The sequence below is a fragment of the Paucibacter sediminis genome, from assembly GCF_030254645.1.
Taxonomy (GTDB): domain Bacteria; phylum Pseudomonadota; class Gammaproteobacteria; order Burkholderiales; family Burkholderiaceae_C; genus Paucibacter_B; species Paucibacter_B sediminis.
Window position 1 is genome coordinate 1,644,756 of record NZ_CP116346.1, and the last position, 21,242, is coordinate 1,665,997.

17 protein-coding genes are annotated in these 21,242 nt (G+C 71.1%); 8 read left to right on the forward strand and 9 right to left on the reverse strand.

From position 1 onward, the window contains the following. The first annotated feature begins 76 nt into the window (after nucleotides 1–76). Nucleotides 77–763, forward strand: coding sequence for a DNA alkylation repair protein (locus PFX98_RS07415; protein ID WP_285234545.1), 687 nt, complete (start codon nucleotides 77–79; stop codon nucleotides 761–763). Nucleotides 764–765: 2 nt separating this feature from the next. On the opposite strand, the gene PFX98_RS07420 is transcribed toward PFX98_RS07415, so the two are convergent. From PFX98_RS07420 to PFX98_RS07435, 4 genes are read right to left on the reverse strand one after another with little or no spacing between them, the layout of a single operon-like run. Then, the gene (locus tag PFX98_RS07420) at nucleotides 766–2,127 is read right to left on the reverse strand and encodes an ATP-binding protein (RefSeq protein ID WP_285234546.1); all 1,362 of its coding nucleotides are present in this window, start codon (nucleotides 2,125–2,127) and stop codon (nucleotides 766–768) included. After that, the gene (locus PFX98_RS07425; RefSeq protein WP_285234547.1) at nucleotides 2,124–2,795 is read right to left on the reverse strand and encodes a winged helix-turn-helix domain-containing protein; all 672 of its coding nucleotides are present in this window, start codon (nucleotides 2,793–2,795) and stop codon (nucleotides 2,124–2,126) included. The genes PFX98_RS07420 and PFX98_RS07425 overlap by 4 nt, the downstream gene beginning before the upstream one ends. 18 nt (nucleotides 2,796–2,813) lie before the next feature. Beyond that, nucleotides 2,814–3,284, reverse strand: a complete 471-nt coding sequence (locus PFX98_RS07430) for a diheme cytochrome c (RefSeq protein ID WP_285234548.1) — start codon at nucleotides 3,282–3,284, stop codon at nucleotides 2,814–2,816. Nucleotides 3,285–3,290: 6 nt separating this feature from the next. Next, nucleotides 3,291–3,695: a DUF1924 domain-containing protein gene (locus tag PFX98_RS07435; protein WP_285234549.1), complete on the reverse strand. Its 405-nt coding sequence runs from the start codon at nucleotides 3,693–3,695 to the stop codon at nucleotides 3,291–3,293. A gap of 81 nt (nucleotides 3,696–3,776) precedes the next feature. Here PFX98_RS07435 and PFX98_RS07440 point away from each other — a divergent pair, with 81 nt between their 5' ends. Beyond that, nucleotides 3,777–6,233 (forward strand): cation-translocating P-type ATPase, encoded by a 2,457-nt coding sequence (locus tag PFX98_RS07440; protein WP_285234550.1) that lies wholly within the window; start codon nucleotides 3,777–3,779, stop codon nucleotides 6,231–6,233. A 124-nt stretch (nucleotides 6,234–6,357) separates the two neighbouring features. Further along, the gene (locus tag PFX98_RS07445; protein ID WP_285235552.1) at nucleotides 6,358–7,023 is read left to right on the forward strand and encodes a substrate-binding periplasmic protein; all 666 of its coding nucleotides are present in this window, start codon (nucleotides 6,358–6,360) and stop codon (nucleotides 7,021–7,023) included. A gap of 7 nt (nucleotides 7,024–7,030) precedes the next feature. On the opposite strand, the gene PFX98_RS07450 is transcribed toward PFX98_RS07445, so the two are convergent. Next, the gene (locus PFX98_RS07450) at nucleotides 7,031–7,966 is read right to left on the reverse strand and encodes a DMT family transporter (protein WP_285234551.1); all 936 of its coding nucleotides are present in this window, start codon (nucleotides 7,964–7,966) and stop codon (nucleotides 7,031–7,033) included. Between the two features lie 361 nt (nucleotides 7,967–8,327). On the opposite strand from PFX98_RS07450, the gene PFX98_RS07455 reads away from it, so the two are divergent. Next, on the forward strand, nucleotides 8,328–8,873 hold the full coding sequence (locus PFX98_RS07455) for a superoxide dismutase family protein (protein ID WP_285234552.1): 546 nt from the start codon (nucleotides 8,328–8,330) through the stop codon (nucleotides 8,871–8,873). An 8-nt stretch (nucleotides 8,874–8,881) separates the two neighbouring features. Here the strand turns inward: PFX98_RS07455 and pstS are convergent, their stop codons facing one another. Both pstS and PFX98_RS07465 read right to left on the reverse strand, forming a co-directional pair. Beyond that, nucleotides 8,882–9,919: a phosphate ABC transporter substrate-binding protein PstS gene (gene pstS / locus PFX98_RS07460; protein ID WP_285234553.1), complete on the reverse strand. Its 1,038-nt coding sequence runs from the start codon at nucleotides 9,917–9,919 to the stop codon at nucleotides 8,882–8,884. Nucleotides 9,920–10,056: 137 nt separating this feature from the next. Further along, the gene (locus PFX98_RS07465; RefSeq protein WP_285234554.1) at nucleotides 10,057–11,340 is read right to left on the reverse strand and encodes a DUF4397 domain-containing protein; all 1,284 of its coding nucleotides are present in this window, start codon (nucleotides 11,338–11,340) and stop codon (nucleotides 10,057–10,059) included. 219 nt (nucleotides 11,341–11,559) lie between these two features. On the opposite strand from PFX98_RS07465, the gene PFX98_RS07470 reads away from it, so the two are divergent. The 3 genes from PFX98_RS07470 to PFX98_RS07480 all read left to right on the forward strand — a co-directional run bounded on the left by PFX98_RS07470 (nucleotide 11,560) and on the right by PFX98_RS07480 (nucleotide 16,710). Beyond that, a complete protein-coding gene (locus PFX98_RS07470; RefSeq protein ID WP_285234555.1) occupies nucleotides 11,560–13,620 on the forward strand; it encodes an NADPH-dependent 2,4-dienoyl-CoA reductase in 2,061 nt (686 codons plus the stop codon). Nucleotides 13,621–13,747: 127 nt separating this feature from the next. Next, complete coding sequence (locus PFX98_RS07475; protein WP_285234556.1) at nucleotides 13,748–16,027, forward strand: putative bifunctional diguanylate cyclase/phosphodiesterase; 2,280 nt, start codon at nucleotides 13,748–13,750, stop codon at nucleotides 16,025–16,027. Nucleotides 16,028–16,044: 17 nt separating this feature from the next. Then, entirely contained in the window at nucleotides 16,045–16,710 is a 666-nt protein-coding gene (locus PFX98_RS07480) for a phosphatase PAP2 family protein (protein WP_285234557.1), read from the forward strand. Between the two features lie 39 nt (nucleotides 16,711–16,749). Here the strand turns inward: PFX98_RS07480 and PFX98_RS07485 are convergent, their stop codons facing one another. Together PFX98_RS07485 and PFX98_RS07490 are read right to left on the reverse strand one after the other, a co-directional pair. Continuing rightward, the gene (locus PFX98_RS07485; protein ID WP_285234558.1) at nucleotides 16,750–16,920 is read right to left on the reverse strand and encodes a hypothetical protein; all 171 of its coding nucleotides are present in this window, start codon (nucleotides 16,918–16,920) and stop codon (nucleotides 16,750–16,752) included. A gap of 124 nt (nucleotides 16,921–17,044) precedes the next feature. Beyond that, the gene (locus tag PFX98_RS07490; protein ID WP_285234559.1) at nucleotides 17,045–17,518 is read right to left on the reverse strand and encodes an Lrp/AsnC ligand binding domain-containing protein; all 474 of its coding nucleotides are present in this window, start codon (nucleotides 17,516–17,518) and stop codon (nucleotides 17,045–17,047) included. 104 nt (nucleotides 17,519–17,622) lie between these two features. On the opposite strand from PFX98_RS07490, the gene PFX98_RS07495 reads away from it, so the two are divergent. Continuing rightward, nucleotides 17,623–21,225 carry an L-glutamate gamma-semialdehyde dehydrogenase gene (locus tag PFX98_RS07495; protein WP_285234560.1) on the forward strand — a complete coding sequence of 1,201 codons (3,603 nt, stop codon included), beginning with the start codon at nucleotides 17,623–17,625 and terminating at the stop codon, nucleotides 21,223–21,225. The last annotated feature ends 17 nt before the right edge of the window (nucleotides 21,226–21,242 follow it).

The following is a 21,242-nucleotide window of genomic DNA, read 5'->3' on the forward strand; positions in this document are numbered from 1 at the left end:
CCGGCTGCCGATAGTCGGGCTGCGCCTGAGCTTATGCTGCCAACTCATTCTGCTCCGCCCCCGCCCGATGGCCGAAATGCATCCCTCCGTGCCCCTGGCGCAGCGCCTTCAAGAGGCGCTGGCGGCCCTGCGGGCCCAGGCGCGCCCCGATCAGCTGGCCGGCATGGCGCGCTTCGGCCTGACCGGCGCCGGCCGGCTGGGCCTGGCCGTGCCCAGCCTGCGTGCGCTTGGCAAGCGCCTGGGCCCCGACCATGAGCTGGCGCTGGCCCTGTGGGACAGCGGCATTCCCGATGCCCAGATCCTGGCCTCGTTGCTGGCCGAGCCCTCACGGTTCACGCTGGCGCAGCTGAACCATTGGGTCGCCGGCATGCAGGCCTGGGATGTGTGCGACCAGGCCTGCCTGAACGCCCTGCGCCGCTCGCCGCTGGCCTGGGCGCGCATCCCGGTGTGGGCGCGCCGCCGCGAGGAATTCGCCAAGCGCGCCGCCTTCTCGCTGCTGGCCGTGCTGGCGGTGCACGACAAGGCGCGCCCCGATGCCGATTTCGAGGCCATGCTGCCGCTGATTGACGCGGCCGCCGGCGACGCGCGCAACTTCGTCAAGAAGTCGGTCAACTGGGCGCTGCGCCAGATCGGCAAGCGCAACAGCGCGTTGTGCAGCGCCGCCATCGCCGCCGCCGAGCGGCTGCGCGAGCGCCCCGAGCCCAGCGCGCGCTGGATCGCGGCCGACGCGCTGCGTGAGCTTCAGCGCCGGCGCGGCGCCTGAGCTCAGGCGGCCGGCCAGCTCAGCCGCACCTCCAGCCCGCCCAGCTCGGCGCTGCGGCCCAGCTCGATGCGGGCGCCCTGGGCCTGGGCGATGCGGCGCACGATGGACCAGCCCAGGCCGCTGCCGTCGCGGCCGCTGCCCAGCACGCGGAAGAAGCGCTCGCCCAGGCGCTGGCATTGCACCGCGTCCAGCCCCGGCCCGCTGTCGGCCACCAGCAGCCGGGTGGCGCCGGCGGCCTGGTCGACGCTGACGCGCACGCGTGCGCCGGCCGGGCTGTAGCGCAGCGCGTTGTCCACCAGATTGCGCAGCAGCACCGCCAGCAGGGTTTCGTTGCCCGCCACCGGGCAGGGGGTTTCGCCCTCCAGGGCCAGGTCTTGCCCCTGCTGCAGGGCCGCCGGTGCCAGCTCGGCCAGCACGCGGCGCGCCAGCGCCAGCAGGTCCACCGGCGCGCCCGCCGGCGCCTGCTCGGCCTCCAGCCGGGCCAGCGTCAGCATCTGTTCCACCAGCCGGCCGGCGCGGTCGCAGCCCTGCAGCGTGGCCTGCAGGGCATGGCGGCGCTCGCCGTCCTCGCTCGCACCCAGCGCCACCTGGGCCTGGGCGCGGATCGCGGCGATCGGGGTGCGCAGCTCATGTGCGGCGTCGGCGGTGAAGCGGCGCTCGGCCTCCAGCAGCGCGGCGATGCGCTCGAACAGGGCGTTGAGCGCGTCCAGCATGGGCCGCATCTCTGCCGGCGCGTCCGGCAACTGCAGGGCCAGCAGGCTGTCGGGGCGGCGCTGGCGCAGCTGTGCCCCCAGGGCGCGCAGGGGCAGGGTGCCGCGCCGCACCGCCCACCACAGCGCCAGGGCCAGCAAGGGCAGGGCCAGCAGCATCGGGCTCAGCATGCCGCGCAGCACCGCCCAGACGATGGAGGCCCGCGAGGCGAGCTGCTCGCCCACATAGACCTGCACATCGCGCTCGCTGCCATGGGCGGCAAACACGCGCCAGGCCTCGCCGCCAACCCGCACGCTGCGCAGGCCGCTGCGGAAGCCCTCGGCGGCGTCGACCAGCGGCGCCGCCGGCGCATTCGCCGAGCGCAGCACCAGCCGGCCCTCATGAAAGACCTGGAAGGCCACCTTGGGTGCGTAGCGGTGCAGGCTGGGCGCATCCACGCCCGCGCCATGCTCGTCCGCCATCTCGTGCACCTGCTGGGCCACCAGCAGGGCGGCCGCCTGCGCCAGGTGGGCGTCCAGCAGCTCGTCGAGTTCGTGGCGCGTGTCCAGCCACACCACCAGCGCGCTGGCCAGCCAGGCGCCCAGCACCAGGCCCAGGGTCAGCGCCAGCAGCCGGGCCTGCAGCGAGCGCGGGCGCGGCCAGGTCGGCCTCATGGCTTGGCTGCCTCGCGCTGCAAGAGATAGCCGACGCCGCGCACCGTCTGTATCAGGCCGGCGCCGAGCTTGCGGCGCAGGTGGTGCACATGCACCTCGACGGCATTGCTCTCCACCTCCTGGCCCCAGGCATAGAGCTGCTGCTCCAGCTGCTCGCGCGAGAGCACGCGGCCGGCGTTGAGCATCAGCAGCTGCAGCAGATCGAACTCGCGCGTGGCCAGCGTGACGGGCTGGCCGTCCAGGCTGACGCTGCGCCCGGCCGGGTCCAGCACCACGCCCTGGGCGCGCAGCAGCTCCTGCGGCTGGCCATGGGCGCGGCGCACCAGCGCGCGCAGGCGTGCCGCCAGCTCGTGCAGGTCCACCGGCTTGAGCACATAGTCGTCGGCGCCCAGGTCGAGGCCGCGGATGCGCTCGGGGATGGCGTCGCGCGCCGTCAACACCAGCACCGGCAGGCTCACGCCGGCGCGCCGCACGCTGGCTAGCACCTCCATGCCGTCCAGGCCGGGCAGGCCCAGGTCCAGCACCGCGGCGGCATAGGGCTCGGCGCGCAGCTCGCGCTCGGCGGCCGGGCCGTCGCGCACCCAGTCCACCGAGAAGCCGAGCTGGCGCAGGCCGGCGCGCAGGCCGTCGCCCAGCAGGGGGTCGTCTTCGGCAAGCAGGATGCGCATGGGGTGATTATTGGTGGTTCAGCGCGGCACGCGCACGCGGTGCTCGCTGAAGTCGCCCTGCTCGGCGCCGGTGTGGCAGGCCGCGCAGTTGGCCGGGCTCTTGATGGCGGGGCGCTGCCAGACGCCGGCCGGCAGCTCGTCGTGCTTGCGCTGGAACCAGGCGGCGCGCGTGATGCGGTCTTGCTGCGGTGCCTCGCGGGCGCGCTTGCCGCTGCCGGCGTTCAGCAGCAGCCAGCGCGTCAGCGTCTGCGTGGTGGCTGGGTCCAGCGAGGCATCGCTGCCGTAATGCTTGCCGAGGTCGGCGGTGATGCGCTGCCACGAGGCGGCCGGCAGCAGGGCGGGCGGGTAGGCCAGGTGGCAGCCGCCGCATTCCTGCTGGTAGCTGGGGTTGGCGGTGGCGGGGCGCAGGCGCTCGCCATCGGCGCGGGCGGCGGCGGCGGGCAGCAGGGCCGCCGCCAGCAGCAGCGCAAAGCTCTTCATGTTCATCATCGGTCCTCAGGGTTTGAGCGTGATCAGCCAGGCCAGCACATCGGCCTTCTCGCCGGCGCTGCATTCGCGGCCCAGCACGTCCTTGCAATTGCGGCGGAACCATTTCTCGCTCTTGGCGGCATCGCCGAAGCGCTCGGGGTTGAAGGCCGGCGCCAGCGGCGCGATCGGCTTGCCGGTGCTGGCATGGCGGCCCGCCTGGGTGGGCAGGGCGCCATGGCAGGACGAGCAGCTCCACTCGGCGCCATGCTTGCTGGTGAAGAGGCGCTGGCCGCGTGCCGGGTCGCCGGCGGTGCCGGCCTGGGCGCTCAGCGCGGCCAGCTGTTCGGCCGCGGTGGTGGCGCCGGCCGTGCCGCTGGCCAGTGCCAGGGCCAGCAGCGCCGTCGGTATGAGGTGCCAGGTCTTGCTTCGCATGTCGACTCCTTGATGTCCGACATGCTGGGCCGTGCCGCTTAGCGCTTTCTTAACGCGGGCGGCTCGCATAATCGCTGCACCATGGCAGCCAGCGACACGACGCCCCGAGGACTGAGCGCCGCGCAAGCGGCCGCGCGCCTGGCGCAGGACGGCCCCAACCAGCTCACGCCGCCGCGCCCGCGCACGCTCTGGCACATGCTGGCCGAGTTGGTGCGCGAGCCGATGCTGCAGCTGATGCTGGCGGCCGGCCTGATCTATCTGCTGCTGGGCGACCGCCGCGAGGCGCTCATGCTGCTGGCCTTCGTGGTGCTGATGGTGGTGATCAGCCTGGTGCAGGAGCAGCGCACCGAGCGCGTGCTGGAGGCGCTGCGCGATCTCACCAGCCCGCGCGCCCTGGTGCTGCGCGATGGCGCGCCGCAGCGCATTGCCGGCACGGCGGTGGTGCGCGGCGACGTGCTGGTGCTGGCCGAGGGCGACCGCATCGCCGCCGATGCGCGCCTGCTCGAGGCCTACGACCTGCAGGCCGACGAGTCCCTGCTCAGCGGCGAGTCGCTGCCGGTGCTGAAGGCGCGGGGCGAGGCGGTGCTGGCCGGCTCCATGGTGGTGGGCGGCCAGGGCCTGGCCGAGGTGACGGCGATCGGCGCGGCCAGCGAGATCGGCCACATCGGCAGCGCGCTGGCCGAGATCGCCAGCCCCGATTCTCCGCTGCGCAGCCAGACGCGCCGGCTGGTGCGCGTGTTTGCGCTGCTGGGCCTGACGCTGAGCGCCGGCCTGGTGCTGCTCTACGGCCTGGCGCGCGGCGACTGGCTGGCCGCCGTGCTGGCGGGCATCTCGCTGGCGATGTCGATGCTGCCGCAGGAGTTCCTGCTGATACTGACCGTCTTCATGGCGATGGGCGCCTGGCGGCTCTCGCGCCAGCGCGTGCTGACGCGCCGCGCCGCCACCATCGAGACCCTGGGTTCGGCCACCGTGCTGTGCACCGACAAGACCGGCACGCTCACGCTCAACCAGATGGCGGTGGCCGAGCTGCAGCCATGGGGTCAGGTCTTGCCGGCCGAGCTGCTGGAGTTTGCCGTGCTGGCCAGCGAGCGCGAGCCCTTCGATGCGATGGAGCGCGCGCTGCTGGAGCGCGCGCGCGGCCAGCAGCCGCCCGTGCCCCTGCACCCGGGCTGGCGCCTGGTGCATGAATACGGGCTCAGCAGCAGCCTGCCGGCCATGACCCATGTCTGGCACGACGAGGTGGGCGCCGCGGTGGTGGCGGTGAAGGGGGCGCCCGAGGCGGTGCTGAGCCTCGCCCGCCTGCCCGCCGCGCAGGCCGAGGCGCTGGCGGCGCAAGCGCAGGCGATGGCGGCGCGCGGCCTGCGCGTGCTGGCGGTGGCGCGCGCGGGCTGGCAGGGGCAGGAGGACTGGCCGGCCGCGCCGGACGGCTTTGCCTGGCAGCTGCTGGGCCTGGTGGCCTTTGCCGACCCGCTGCGCCCCGAGGTCCCGGCCGCGATCGAGGAATGCCGAGCCGCCGGCCTGCGCGTGCTGATGATCACCGGCGACCATGCCGAGACCGCGCGCGCCATTGCCGCGCAGGCCGGGCTGGCGGCGACGGCCGGCGTGCTCACCGGCCCCGAGCTGGCCGAGATGGGCGAGGCCCAGTTGCGCGCGGCGGTGCGCAGCCACCAGGTGTTTGCGCGCATCCGGCCCGAGCAGAAGCTGCGCATTGTGGCGGCGCTGAAGGACCAGGGCGAGGTGGTGGCGATGACCGGCGATGGCGTCAACGACGCGCCCTCGCTGAAGGCCGCGCACATCGGCATCGCGATGGGCGGGCGCGGCACCGACGTGGCGCGCGAGGCCGCGGCCCTGGTGCTGCTGGACGACAACTTCGCCTCCATCGTGCAGGCGGTGCGGCTGGGGCGGCGCATCTTCGACAACCTGCGCAAGGCCATGGCCTTCGTGCTGGCCGTGCATGTGCCGATCGCCGGGCTCTCGCTGCTGCCCCTGCTGCTGGGCTGGCCGGTGCTGCTGGGGCCGGTGCACATCGCCTTTCTGGAGCTGCTGATCGACCCGGTGTGCTCGGTGGTGTTCGAGGCCGAGCGCGAGGAGGGCGATGTGATGCGGCGACCGCCGCGCGACCCGCAGGCGCCGCTGTTCTCCGCCGGCCTGATGGCCTGGAGCGCGGCCCAGGGCCTGCTGGTGCTGCTGGCCGTGGCCGGCCTGTTCGGCTGGCTGCTGGCGCAGCAGTTCAGCCCCGAGCAGGCACGCAGCCTCGCCTTCGTGGCCCTGGTGGCCTGCAATATCGGCCTGATCCTGGCGAACCGGAACCTGCGCAGCAGCCTCCTGCAGGCCTGGTTGCGGCCGAACGCGATGCTGTGGAGCATGTTGCTGGCCACCGCCGCGCTGCTGGCCGCGACCCTCGGCCTGGCGCCGCTGCGCGAGGTGTTCCGCTTCGCGACGATGCCGCCGCCGCAGCTGCTGGCGGCGCTGGGCCTGGGCCTGCTGGTGTGGCTGCTGCTCGAGGCCATGAAGGCCTTGGCGCGCCGGAGGCTGTGATAGCGTGATGGCGATGTGGACGAGCGCGCTGCGGGCAAGCGAAAGAAGAAGCGTCGGCAGGGCTTGGGCCCTGGCGCTTTGGTGCGCACTCGCGGCCCCGGCCTGCCCGGCGGTGGAGGTGACGATGGCCTTCGGCGAGAAGATCCCGCCCTTCTGCTTCCCGCAGACCAACTCGGGCATCGAGGTCGAGGTGATACGCGAGGCGCTGGCCTACAAGGGCCACCAGCTCAAGCCCAGCTACTACCCGTTTGCGCGCGTGCCGCTGGCCTTCAAGGACCGCTCGGTCGACGCCACCATGACCGATCTGGGCCAGGACCTGGGCGCGCATGGCGGCCATTACGGCGACACCGCGGTGCTCTACGACAACGTCTTCATCAGCCTGCACAGCCGCGGGCTCAACATCCGCAAGCCGGCCGACCTGGCGGGGCTGTCGGTGGTGTCCTTCAGCGGCGCCGCGACGCGTTTTCCGGAATGGCTGGAGCCGGTGAAGCGCGCCGGCCGCTATCTGGAGGTCAACGACCAGGCGGCCCAGGTCAAGACCCTGATGCTGGGTCGCTACGACCTGGTGCTGAGCGACCGCAGCATCTTCAAGTACTTCGCCCTGCAGCTCAAACGCGAGGGCGTGGCGATCGCGCCGGTGGACGAGCATGCCTTCACCGTGCCCAACCCGATGGACTACCGCCCGGTGTTCCGCAGCCGCCAGGTACGCGACGATTTCAATGCCGGCCTCAAGCACATGAAGGACGCCGGCCGGGTGCAGGCGATCTACGACAAGTATTTGAAGGAGTAGGCGGGATTCAATCCGGCTCGGGCGCCGCCACCACCACCGCCGCATGTGGCGCGAACTGCGCCAGCGCCACGCCGGAGAGGGTCAGCGCCGCGCCCGCCAGCTTGACGGCGGTGAAGCTCTCGCCGGTGCTGAGCCAGGCCGCCAGGCCGGCGATGGGCGGCATCAGGTAGATCAGCGGCGCGGTGCGCGCCACGCCGCGCTGCGCGTTCACCCAGCCCCAGCCCAGCCAGCTGACGAAGCCGATCATCACGATGGCCCAGGCCGCGCCCAGCCACAGCCAGGGCGAAACGCCGGCCCAGTCCACCCGCAGCGCGACGGGTGTGGCATAGGCCAGCACCGGCAGGGTGGTGGCCAGGCTGGCGTAGCACATCACCAGCACCGCGCCATGGCGTTCGATCAGCGGCTTGGCCGCCACCGTGTAATAGGAGAACAGCGCGGCCGCCAGCAGCAGCACCAGATCGCCGCCGCTGGCGCGCCATTGCCCGCCGGCCAGCTTGTCGGACATGAAGACCAGGGCGCCCAGCGCCGCCAGCGCGATGCCGATCAGCTGGGCGCGCTGCAGGCGCTCGAGGCCGTAGGCGCGCAGGATCAGCAGGGTGAACACCGGCCCGCAGGCCAGCAGCACCGAGCTGGAAAAGGGCGTGGAGAAATGGATGCCATAGCTGGAGAGCGCCAGGTGCAGGCCCTGGCCCAGGCAGCCCAGCCGCGTGAGTGCCCAGGCATCGCCGCGCGACACGCGCGGCCAGGCCAGGCCATAGCGCTGCAGCAGCAGGCCAAGCACCAGCAGCGGCATGAGTGCAAAGCGCAGGAACAGAAAACCCTCGGGCTGCATGGCCGTCAGCAAGGCCTTCTGGATCGGGAAATTCAGGCCCCAGATGATGACGATGAGCAGGCCGGCGATGAGCGAGCTGCGGCCGGCGGGCGTGGGCGTCGGGTTATGCATCGCGGCATCATGCCGCAGCTTTCGGGGACGCGCAGGGCCGGGGCCATCCATAAGGGCCTGTTCACACTACGCCAATGGGTCGCGAAGGCTCGCCTTGGCGGGCCACGCTAGGCGCAGCGCGCCGCCCGCACTCGCGTGCGGGCCAGCGTTGCAACGACGCGTGGCCCGCCAAGACGAGCCTTCCCGCAGGGTTGTGGCCAGAAAGACCGCAGGCCGCGTTGCAAATCCTCGCCGGGTGTGCAACCCGGCTGCGGTTTGCGCCTTGCCTGCGGCCTTTCTGGCCGACAACGCGGCCTATTGACGTAGCGCGAACAGGCCCTAAAGTCGCTAGCTTTCCGAGTCAGCTCCCTAGCCAACCGCCATGCAACGCAAGCTTTCCCTTTCCCTCCTCGCCCTGAGCGCGCTGGCGCTCACCGCCTGTGCCACGCCAGATGCCGGCAAGCCGCCGATGACGATGGGCGGCCGCATGGCCGTGGCCTCGCTCACCCCCACCCAGGGCAACCAGGTGCGCGGCCTGGTGATGTTCCACGCCATGGACGGCCACCTGATGGTGCATGCCAAGCTCAGCGGGCTCAAGCCCAATGGCGAGCATGGCTTCCATGTGCATGAGAACGGCAGCTGCGCCAGCACCGACGGCAGCAGCGCCGGCGGCCATTTCAACCCCGATGGCCAACCCCATGGCCCGCAGCAGACCGCCCACCATGCCGGCGATCTGCCGGCGCTGAAGGCCGATGCCGAGGGCGCGGTGGACCAGAAGTTCATGCTGATGGGCCCGACGCTGGGCCAGGGCGCCGGCAACCTGATCGGGCGCGCGGTGATCGTGCACGCCCAGGCCGACGATTACGCCACCCAGCCTACCGGCAACTCGGGCGCGCGCATCGCCTGCGGCGTGATCGCCGGGCATTGAGGCGTCGTTCAGAACAGCTGGTAGTTCAGCGCGCCGCCGTCCTGTGCGCGCACCGAGGCAAAGCGCGCTGAGAGGCGCGATTGCACGTTCACCGTCAGCGGCGCGAAGCCGGTGCCGCGGGTCAGCTCGTCGCCGTGCAGAAAGCACCAGTAGAGGAAGCGCATCGTCATGGCGGCGCTGTCGGCGCGCTGCGGGCGCGCATCGAAGAGCACGAAGCTGGTGAGGGTGATGGGCCAGCTGTCGGCGCCGGGGCGGTTCAGCAGGCTGGCCGTGTCCTTGCCCTGGGCGGCCAGGTCGCTGTGGCGGATCGCCGAACGAAAGCCCTGGTCCGAGGCCGCCACCCACTGGCCATCGGCATTGCGCAGGCTCACGCCGATGAGCTTCTCGCGTACCACGCGGTCGTAGCTGACATAGCCGATCGCGCCCTCGTTGGCCTTGAGCGCGGCGCTGACGCCGTCGTTGCCCTCGGCCGCCAGCACCTCGCCGGGCCAGTGCGGCAGCTGGCTCGCGCCCACACGCTCGGCAAAGGCCGCCGAGCTCAGCGCCAGGTAGCGCGTGAAGCCCTCGGTGCTGCCGGACTTGTCGGCCCGCACCACGCGCCGGATGCGCAGCGCTGGCAGGGCCAGGCCGGGGTTCTGCGCGGCGATGCGCGCATCGTTCCAGCGCAGCACCTCGCCGGCCATGATGGCGGCCAGCAGCTCGCCGCTCAGCTGCAGGCGGTTCGCCGCCACGCCGGGCAGGTTCACCACCGGCACGATGCCGCCCACCAGCATGGGGATCTGCACCAGGCGGCGCTGCTCGAGCTCGCTGGCGGACAGCGGGGTGTCGGAGCCGCCGAAATGCACCGCGCGTGCGCTGATCTTCTTGAGCCCCTCGCCCGAGCCGGTGGCGCGGTAGTCCACCCGCACCCCGCTGTCCTTTTCATAGGCCTGGGCCCAGCGCTCATAGACCTTGGAGGGGAAGCTGGCGCCGCTGCCCTGCACCTGCGCCTGGGCGGGCAGGGTGCACAGGGCGAGCAGCAGGGCGAGGAGGGCAGTTCGAAGCATGGGCTGGACAGGGCACACCGGCAACCGGCGGCGCGATGCTAGCCATGGCATATGAAAGCTTGATGTCCGGTGTGCCCGGCAAGAAAAAACCCCGCGTCGCAGGGCGATCGCGGGGCGAAGAGGAGTCGGAGCAGGGCTTAGCGCTCGCGCCGCAGCGTGCCCAGCATATTGCTGGCGCCGCCCATCATGAAGACGCTGTAGACGCCGCTGGAGAGCACCGGCAGGCTGGCGATGCTGAACACCGGCGTGCCCGAGGTGGGCGAGCTGACGCTCAGCAGCGAGGCCGTGCTGGACGGGATGCTGCTGTTGGCCGAGCTGGTGCCGGGCACCACATTGGTGGCGATGGCGCTGTAGTCCACGCTCATGGTGAGGCCGGTGTTGAGGCTGGCCACGCCGTTGATGAGGCGGATCTTGGCGGTGCTGAGGGTGGTGGGCAGGCGGTTGTCGTCGGCCAGCACGCTCAGCTGCGGCGCGGCCGCGTCGCCCCACACCAGCAGGGTGTAGTCCCCACCGGCCTTCAGGTTGGGGCTGGCCACGGCCATGGCCTGGCCGTTCACCGTCAGGCCCAGGTTGGCGCTGCCGGCCGCCACCGTCTTGTACTCGCCGATGGTGGGCGCCACCGAGGTGGGCAGCAGGCTCACGTCGCCCAGCAGGCCGCTCACGCTGGCATTGCCCGAGACGGCGGCCACCACGCGGGCACGCGCCACCGCGCCGGGGTAGTTGGTCACCGCGCCCTGCTGTTTCACATGCAGGCCGTTCACCAGCACGCCGCCCTCGGTGGCGGTGATCAGCAGGGTGGAGACGCCGGTGGATTCCAGCGTGATGCTGGGGATGTCCAGGCGCACATCGCTCTTGTTGCCATAGCCGGTGAGGCGCACGCGGTAGCTGCCGGCGTTGATGCTGTTGTAGCCGCTGCCGCTGCCGCCGGCCAGGTTGGTGGAGATGGGCGTGGCGTTGTCGAGGCTGTCGGTGGCTGGGGTGACGTAGACGTCCAGCGCGCCGGCGTCGGTGGCCAGGTTCAGCACCAGCAGCTTGCTCTTGCCGCTGTCGGCGGCGGTCTCGGCCTCCTGCAGCAGGGTGGTGTGCAGGGCGCCAGCCCAGCCGTAGGCGATCAGGCTGTAGTGGCTGCCGCTCGCCAGCGAGGGGGTGGTGCTGGCCACCGTGGTGCCGACGCCGCTGGCCAGCACTTGCGAGCTGGTGGCGCTGGTGCTGACGCTGGCATAGCTGCCGGCGTTGGCATAGGCGACGTTGCCGTTGACGCTGACGCTGTTGACCGTCAGGTCCAGCGAGCCGTAGCCGCTGCTGGCGTTGAGCAGGCGCAGGCTGGTGTCGTTGCCACTGCTGCTGCCGCCGCCGCAGGCGCTGAGCAGAAGGCTTGCGCCCGCCATGGCCAGGCCAAGGGCCCAGGGTTTGAATCGCATCTGATGACTCCGCAAGGAAAGGGTTCGAGAGGGTTCGGGCGATTCCAACCGGGGCGCGTTGCTGATCGGTGTGCCAGCGTGTCGCAGCGGTGAAGAACTGTGTCTGGGCGGGGCGGGCGTGCGAGTAGTGCAAGCTCTCCAAAGCGGGGTTTGCCAGCATCGGCGCCGCGAGGGCCGCTGCTAGCATGGCCCGCACTTTTCACGAGATCCGCCCCGCCCATGAGCTATCCGCACCTGCTTGCCCCCCTGGACCTCGGCTTCACCACGCTGAAGAACCGCGTGCTGATGGGCAGCATGCACACCGGCCTGGAAGACGGGCGCAAGCATTTCGAGCGCATGGCGGTGTACTTCGCCGAGCGCGCGCGCGGCGAGGTGGGGCTGATCGTCACCGGCGGCTATGCGCCCAATATCGAGGGCTGGGCCAAGCCCTTTGCCGGCACCCTGGCCACCTCGGGTGCGGCCAAGCGCCACAGCATCATCACCAAGGCCGTGCATGCCGAGGGCGGCAAGATCGCGCTGCAGATCCTGCACACCGGCCGCTATGGCTACCAGCCCTTTTGCGTGGCGCCCTCGCGCATCCAGTCGCCGATCTCGCCCTTCACGCCGCGCGAGCTGAGCGCGCGCGGCATCGAGCGCCAGATCCGCGCCTTCGTGCGCTGCGCCAGGCTGGCGCGCGAGGCCGGCTACGACGGCGTCGAGGTGATGGGCTCCGAGGGCTATTTCATCAACCAGTTCCTGGTGGAGCACACCAACCAGCGCCAGGACGAATGGGGCGGCAGCTACGCGAACCGCATGCGCCTGCCGCTCGAGATCCTCACGCGCATGCGCGAGGCGGTGGGGCCGGACTTCATCATCATCTACCGGCTCTCGATGCTGGACCTGATCCCCAACGGCAGCAGCTGGGACGAGGTGCTGCAGCTGGCGCGCGGCGTGGCCAAGGCCGGCGCCACCATCATCAACACCGGCATCGGCTGGCACGAGGCACGCATCCCGACGATCGCCACCTCGGTGCCGCGCGCCGGCTTTGCCTGGGTCACGCACAAGCTGCGCGAGCAGCTGCGCGCCGAGGGCATCACGACGCCGCTGATCACCAGCAACCGCATCAACACCCCCGAGGTGGCCGAGAACGTGCTGGCCGAGGGCGCGGCCGACATGGTCAGCATGGCGCGGCCCTTCCTGGCCGACCCCGACTTCGTCAAGAAGGCCAGGGAGAACCGCGCCGACGAGATCAACACCTGCATTGCCTGCAACCAGGCCTGCCTGGACCATACCTTTGCACAGAAGATCTCCACCTGCCTGGTGAACCCGCGCGCCGCCTTCGAGACCGAGCTGAAGATCGTGCCTATCGCCGCCGGCGGCCAGCGCCGCAAGAAGATCGCCGTGGTGGGCGCCGGCCCGGCCGGGCTGGCGGCCTCCACCACCCTGGCCGAGCGCGGCCACGAGGTGCATCTGTTCGATGCCGCCGGCGAGATCGGCGGCCAGTTCAATATGGCCAAGCGCATCCCCGGCAAGGAGGAGTTCCAGGAGACGCTGCGCTACTTCGGCCGCCGCATCGAGGTGACGGGCGTGCAGCTGCGGCTGAACACGCGCGTCGGCGTCGAGGCGCTGAAGGGCTACGACGAGGTGCTGCTGGCCACCGGCGTGACGCCGCGCAACCCGCGCATCAAGGGCCAGGAGGAGGGCGCGGCGCGGGGTCAGGTCTTGAGCTATATCGAGGTGCTGGCCGGGCGTGCCCAGGTGGGCCAGCGCGTGGCCATCGTGGGCGCCGGCGGCATCGGCTTCGATGTGGCCGAGTACCTGCTGGAGGCCGGCCATTCGCTCACCCTGGACGCCGCCGCCTGGCGCCGCCACTGGGGCGTGGGCGACCCCACCGAGACGCGCGGCGGCCTGCTGCGGCCGGCGCCCGAGGCGCCCACGCGCGCCATCACGCTCTTGCAGCGCAAGGCCGGCAAGCTCGGCGCGGGCCTGGGCAAGACCACCGGCTGGATCCACCGCGCGGCGCTGAAGATGAAGAACGTCGACATGCTGGACGGCGTCAACTACGAGGCGATCTCGCCCGAGGGCCTGTGGGTCAGCTATGGCGAGAAGCGCGCCGACACCCAGCTGATCGAGGCCGACACCATCGTGCTGTGCGCCGGCCAGGAGCCGCTGCGCGAATTGCAGGCCCCGCTGCAGGCCGCCGGGGTCTCGGTGCACCTGGTGGGCGGCGCGCTGGAAGCCGGCGAATTGGACGCAAAGCGTGCAATTTTGCAGGGAACGCGGCTGGCGTCGTCGCTGTAAACCCTAGCCAGTATCAAGCCAGCTCACGACACTCCGAAAGGCCGAGAACGAGGGGACGCCCGCAGTGCAGGGGTGATCGACGAATGGCCTGCGCCGCGCCAGCGGCGCCCGAGGTTTCCTGGGACTTATGAGCTTGACCTTGCACCGCCGCATCGTGCCGTTGGCGCTGGCTTGGCCCTGGTGGGCCAACGCGCAAACGTCTGCCGAAAGCATCGCCAACCCGCTGGGGCTCAGCGGTGGCAGCGCCATTCTGTGGCTGAGTTCGCTGTGCGTGGCCGGTGGCGTGGCCATGGGGCTGGTGCTCAGCCTGGTGCTGAGCCAGCGCGTGCGCCTGCGCCGCCGCCGTGAGGAGCTCCTGCGCCTGCGCCGCGACCGCGCCAAGCTGCGCGCCCTGCTCAACGCCATCCCCGACCCGATGTATTTCAAGGACGCCCAGGGCGCTTACGAGGGCTGCAATCCGGCCTTCGAGAGCGTGGTGGGCGCCGGCGAGGCCCAGCTGATGGGCCGCCGCGATGCCGATCTGGCCAAGCCCCCCACCTGGACCAAGCAGACCAGCGCCAGGCGCGTGCTCAACTGGGTGGAGAAGCCCGATGGCCAGCGCCTGTGCCTGGACGTGGTGAAGGCCGAGGTGTTCGACGACGACCATTACCTGGGCCAGGTGGCGGTGGCGCGCGACGTCACCCAGCTGCAGCAGGCCATGGAGCAGGCGCGCCGCGCCGCCACCGTGTTCGAGCATTGCGGCGAGGGCATCATGGTCACCGATGCGCGGCTGCAGATCTGCGATCTCAACCCGGCCCTGTGCGCCATCACCGGCTACAACCGTGCCGAGCTGCTGGGCCAGGTGCCGCGCCTGTTCCGCGACGGCGAGCAGGACCCCGAGAAGCTCAAGGCCCTGTGGGCCGATGTGGAGCGCTGCGGCAAATGGAGCGGCGAGCTAGTGGACCGCCACAAGAACGGCGACACCGTGCCCGTTTGGGTGACGGTGGTGCGCGTGCCGGCCGATGAGTCGCAGGCGCAGGAGGTGCAGTACCTGAGCGTGCTGACCGACATCTCGCGCATCAAGCAGACCGAGGCCGAGCTGCTGCACCAGAGCCTGCACGACCGCCTCACCGGCCTGCCCAATCTGGCCCTGCTGCGCGACCGCATCGCGCGCCAGATCGGCATTGCCCAGCGCGACCATACCTGCGTGGCGGTGCTCTATATCGATCTGGACGGCTTCCGCGACGTCAACGACATCGCCGGCCATACGGCGGGCGACCAGGTGCTGCTCACCACCACCGAGCGCTTCGTCAACGTGATGCGCGCCAGCGATTCGGTGGCGCGCGTGGGGGCCGACGAGTTCGTCGTGGTGCTCAGCGGCCTGGTGGACGAAGAGACCGCGATGCGCCTGGGCGACCGCCTGATCCAGGCCATGGACGAGCCCATCGTGGTGGGCCAGCAGCGCTTCAACCTGGGCGCCAGCATCGGCCTGGCGCTGTTCCCCACCGACGGCGTGGCGGTGGACGATCTGCTGCGCAATGCCGAGGCCGCGATGTGCCGCGCCAAGGTGCATGCCCGCAACACCGTGCAGGCCTACCGCCCCGAGCTGACCCAGGTGGTGCAGCAGCGCTTCGAGCTCACCCATGCGCTGCGGCATGCCAACGAGGCGGCGCAGTTCCGCCTCGAATACCAGCCCCAGGTGCGCCTGTCCGACGGCCATCTGGTCGGCGCCGAGGCCCTGCTGCGCTGGCGCCACCCGACCCGCGGCCCGATCTCGCCGGCCGAGTTCATCCCGCTGGCCGAGGACACCGGCCTGATCATCCCGATCGGCCGCTGGGTGCTGGAGCAGGCCTGCGCCCAGGCGGCGCGCTGGCAGGGCCAGCCCGGCAAGCCCCAGCAGGTGGCGGTGAACGTATCGGCGCGCCAGCTGCGCCAGTCGGACTTCATCGACACCGTCGACTTCATCCTGAAGGAAACCGGTTGCCCGCCCCAGGCCCTGGAGCTGGAGGTGACCGAGAGCCTGCTGCTGGAAGACGCGGAGCAGGCCATCGAGCTGCTGGGCCAGCTGGCCAGCCGCGGCGTGCGCGTGGCGATCGACGATTTCGGCACCGGCTATTCCTCGCTCTCCTACCTGAAGCGCATGCCGGTGCAGACGCTCAAGATCGACCGCAGCTTTGTGCAGGAGCTGGGCAGCGACAGCAACGTCGCCGCGATCGCGCGCACCGTCATCGTGCTGGCGCGCAGCCTCAACCTGGACGTGCTGGCCGAGGGCGTGGAAACCGCCGAGCAGGCCGAATGGCTCAAGCGCGAGGGCTGCGACTGGGCCCAGGGCTGGCACTACGGCCGCCCCATGCCGGCCGAGGACTTCGTGCTGCCCAAGCAGGAGCCGGCGCGCAAGCCCCAGCTCAAGCATCTGCATCTGGCCTGAGCGTTTAAGCTCGGCCCATGCTCGCAAACCCTGGGTCTTCGCCGGACTTCTTCTGGCCCCTGTTGACGCGCCTGGGCGAGGCCCAGCTGCTGCTGCCGCTGGCCCTGGCCGGCGCCGCCTGGCTGGCCTGGCATGGCGGGCAGGGCACTCTGGCACGACGCTGGCTGCTCGCCTTGGCGGCGGCGGTGGCGCTCACCACCGCCAGCAAGCTGGCCTTCCTGGGCTGGGGCCTGGGCCTGGCCGAATGGGACTTCACCGGCTTCTCGGGCCACGCCATGTGCGCCGCGGCGGTGCTGCCGGTGATGGGATGGCTGGCGCTGCGCGGCCGGCCCTGGGGCTTTGGGCTGGGCCTTGGCCTGGCCGCCCTGGTCGCCTATTCACGTGTGCAGGTGAGCGCACACTCGGCGTCTGAAGCCTTGTCTGGCTTGGTGCTGGGTGCGGCCGTCAGCCTGTGGGCGCTGCGCGGCCAGTTCTGCCTGAGGCTGGTGCTGCCGGCCTGGCTGCCCGCCGGCGCGCTGGCCTTGCTGCTGCTGGCGCCGGTGGCCGCGCCGCGCGCCCGCACGCATGACTGGGTGGTCCAGCTGAGCCTGCAGCTCTCCGGCCGCGACCAGCCCTATACCCGGCTGCAGCTGCAGCGACGCATCCATCAGCCAGAGCGCTGGCAGGCGCCCCGGCCTTCGTGAGCCGTCGCTCATGCCGCAGGGCATGAACTCGGTGCTCACTCAGTGCAAGGCAGCGGGGGCCGGCTTGAGCTCGCTCCACAGCGCCAGCAGCTCCAGGTCCGACAGCTCGTGCACATCCAGTCCCTGGCGCAGCTCCAGGCTGGAGTCAAACCAACCGCAGTGCGGGTGTTGCGGGTGTTGGCGTTGCAACTGGCTGGCGGTGGTTTGCATGGTGCGGCTCCTGGACAGCGGCTTGATGTGAGATCCAGTTTGGGCGCTCGTGCCTCGGCTTCCCATCACACGCGGGTGGGATCGAAGGGGGTGCACCCCCCGATGGGGGAGTCGCTTGAAATTCCTAAATGGGCAGGGCGGTGGTGTTCTTCACCTCTTCCATCACCGCATAGGTGCGGGTCTCGCGCACGCCCGGCAGGGTCCAGATCACGCTGCCGATGAACTCGCGGTAGGCGCTCATGTCCGAGACGCGGGTCTTCAGCAGGTAGTCGAAGCCGCCCGCCACCAGATGGCATTCGAGGATCTCGGGGCGGGCCTGGACGGCGGCCTTGAAGTTGTCCATCACGTCCTGCACCGTGCGGTCCAGCAGGATCTCGATGAAGACCAGCATGGCCGCGCCCAGCTTGGCGGGGTTGAGCCGCGCCTCGTAGCCAAGGATATAGCCCTCGCGGGTGAGGCGCTTGACGCGCTCCAACACCGCGGTGGGGGAGAGGTGCACCGCCTCGGCCAGCTTGAGATTGGAAATGCGCCCATCCTGCTGCAGCACGCGCAGAATGCGGGCATCGATTTTGTCGAGTTCGTTGGCTTCGCTGCCCATCTGGATTTCTCACTAGCGATCAGTTGATCATCGGAATTTAATCCAAGAGGCGCGCGAATAAAGTTCAGGTCTTCACTAGATGACCGCCCTTTCCGGGGGATGCCATGACCGCCTTCGCCTTGCCGCCCGAGACCGCCCGCCTGCCCAACCCCTACCGCGACGAGACCGAGGTCCTGCGCGCCCTGGTGGCCGCCTTCGGTGCCGGGCCCGACTGGACGGCGGTGATCAACCAGGCCACCCCCTGGGTCCAGCATGTGCGCGACAACCCCGCCCCCTTCTGGGCGATGGAATCGCTGCTGCGCGAGTACCCCATCACCAGCGCCGAGGGCCTGGCCCTGATGCGCCTGGCCGAGGCGCTCCTGCGCGTGCCAGACGCGCCCACCGCGATCGCGCTCACGGCCGACCAGCTCGGCCGCGCCCAGTTCGAGGGCGGCTCCGACGGCCCGCACAAGATGCTGGCCAGCCTCTCGGCCAGCGCCATCTCGCTGTCCAAGAAATTCCTGCCCGACGCCGATGGCGAGGGTGGCCTCTTGACCCGTCTGGGCGCGCAGACGGTGGTGGCCGCCACGGTGCGCGCCATCCAACTGCTGGGCCGCCAGTTCGTGCTGGGCCGCAATATCAAGGAGGCGATGGCCGAGGCCGACAGCGAGCGCAAGGCCGAGCCCAAGCTCAGCTTCAGCTACGACATGCTGGGCGAGGGCGCCCGCACCGAGGCCGATGCGCGCCGCTACCACGCCGCCTATGTGAGCGCCATCGAGGCCATCGCCAGCGGCCGCAAGGCCGAGGCGCCCGAGACCGCCGACGGCATCTCGATCAAGCTCAGCGCGCTGTTCTCGCGCTACGAGGTGCTGCAGCGCGAGCGCGTGTTCGCCGAGCTGCTGCCGCGCGTCTGGCAGCTGATCGAGAAGGCCGCGCAGGCCAATATCAACCTCACCATCGACGCCGAGGAGGTGGATCGCCTGGAGCTCTCGCTGGAGGTGCTGGACGCGCTGGCCGCGCGCATCGCCAGCCATTTCCCGCAGTGGCGCGGCTTCGGCCTGGCGGTGCAGGCCTACCAGACGCGTGCGCTGGAAGTGGTGGACGAGGTGGCCCGCATCGCGCGCCAGCACGGCCTGCACTTCATGGTGCGGCTGGTGAAGGGCGCCTACTGGGACGGCGAGATCAAGCGCGCCCAGGAGCAGGGCCTGCAGGCCTACCCGGTGTTCACGCACAAGCAGCACACCGATGTCTCCTACCTGGTCTGTGCCCAGCGCCTGATCCGGCATGCCGACGTGATCTACCCGCAGTTCGCCAGCCACAACGCCGGCACCATCGCGGCGATCCTGCAGATGGCCAAGGCAGCGGGTGCCAACTTCGAGCTGCAGCGCCTGCACGGCATGGGCGAGGGCATCCACCGCGAGGCCATCAAGGACGGCACCATCGCCTGCCGCGTCTACGCCCCGGTGGGTGAGCACCGCGACCTGCTGGCCTATCTGGTGCGCCGCCTGCTCGAGAACGGCGCCAATTCCTCCTTCGTGCACCAGCTGGCCGACCCCAGCGTCAAGCCGGCCGAGCTGCTGGCCTCGCCGCTCACCCAGCTGCAGCAGCATGGCGCCCTGCCGCTGCCGGTGCGCCTCTACCAGGACCACCAGGGCCTCGGCCGCCGCAACTCCAGCGGCGTGGACCTGACCGTGCTGGCGCAGCGCGCGCCGCTGGCGCAGGCGCTGGCCGGGTGCCAGGTCTTGCCGGTGGCCGAGGCCACGCCGGCCGAGGTGGATGCCGCGATGGCACGCCTGCAGGCCGGCTTCGGCGGCTGGAACGCCACGCCGGTGGAGCAGCGCGCCGCCATCCTGCGCCGCGCCGCCGACGCGCTGGACGCGCGCCTGCCCGAGTTCTGCGCACTGCTGGTGCAGGAAGCCTTCAAGACCCAGGGCGATTGCGTGGCCGAGGTGCGCGAGGCGGTCGACTTCCTGCGCTACTACGCCGACGAGGCCGAGCAGCATGGCGGCGCCATGCAGGGCCGCGGCGTGTTCGTCTGCATCAGCCCCTGGAACTTCCCGCTGGCCATCTTCGCCGGCCAGGTGGTGGCCGCCCTGGTGGTGGGCAACACGGTGGCCGCCAAGCCCGCCGAGCAGACCCCCTATGTGGCGCTGAAGATGGTGGAGCTGCTGCACGCCGCCGGCGTGCCCGAGGATGCGCTGGTGCTGCTGCACGGCCCAGGCGAGACCGTCGGCGCCCGCCTCACCGCCGCGGCAGAAACAGCCGGCGTGTGCTTCACCGGCTCCACCCAGGTGGCGCAGATCATCAACCGCACCCTCGCCGCCAAGCAGGGTCAGGTCGTGCCCCTGATCGCCGAGACCGGCGGCCTGAACGCCATGCTGGTGGACTCCACCGCGCTGCCCGAGCAGGTCTCCGACGCGGTGGTGCAGAGCGCCTTCCGCAGTGCCGGCCAGCGCTGCTCGGCGCTGCGCCTGCTGTGCGTGCACGAGAGCATTGCCGATGGCGTGATCGAGATGATTGCCGGCGCGCTCAAGGAGCTGTGGGTGGGCAAGCCCGCCGACCTGGCCACCGATGTGGGCCCGGTGATCGACGACGAGGCCTTCGACAACATCGCCCACCATGTCGAGCGCCTCAAGCGCGAGGCCAGGCTGATCGCCGAGGCCCCGGTGCACGACGCCGTGCCCCGCCTCATCAAGCCGGTGGCCTTCGAGATCCGCAAGGCCAGCGAGCTGGGCGCGGAAATCTTCGGCCCGGTGCTGCACGTGCTGCGCTGGAACGGCGAGCCCGATGCGGTGATCGCGCAGATCAACGCGCTGGGCTATGGCCTGACCCTGGGCATCCAGACCCGCATCGACAGCCGCGCCCTGCGCCTGGCTGACAAGGCCCGCATCGGCAATGTCTATGTGAACCGCAACATCATCGGTGCGGTGGTGGGCGTGCAGCCCTTTGGCGGCGAAGGCATGTCGGGCACCGGCCCCAAGGCCGGCGGCCCCAACTACCTGTGGCGTTTTGCGGCCCAGCCGGATACCGGCGCCGCGGCCGCCGGCCAGCCCGAGCCGGTGCCGGCCAGCGGCCAGGTGGATCTGAGCGCCGTCAACACCCTGCGCGTGGGCCATGCCCATTGGAGCGAGGTGGCGCTGGAAACCCGCGTGGCCGCGGTGCAGCGTGCCACCGCGGGCCTGGACGAGGCGGCGGCGCGCGCCCTGCGCGCCCATGCCCAGCAGGCCCAGCGCGGCCTGGCCACCAAGGTGCTGCCCGGCCCCACCGGCGAAAGCAACGAGCTGCGCCTGCATGGCCGCGGCGTGATCGCGGTGCTGGCCCAGGGCGCCAGCCCGGCCGAGGTGGCCGGCGCGGTGGGCGCGGCCCTGCTGGCCGGCAATGCCGTGGCCCTGCTGGGCGCCGCCTCGGGCGACGCGTTGCGCCTGGCGCTGCTGCGCGGTGGCGTGGCCGCCGAGGCCCTGGCGCTGCTGCCGGGTGATGGCGGCACCCAGCGTGCGCTGCTGCAGCATCCGGAGCTGGCCGGCGTGTGCATCGCCGCCGCCAGCAACGGCTCGGCGCGCGCCCTGGTGCAGGCCCTGGCCGAACGCAAGGGCGCCATCCTGCCCCTGATCAGCGCCGCCGAAGCCGCCAACCCGCAGCACCAGTACCGCTTCGCCGCCGAGCAGACGCTCACCATCAACACCGCGGCAGCGGGCGGCAACGCCGCCTTGCTGGCTGGCATGCACTGAGCGAGGCTGCCGCACAG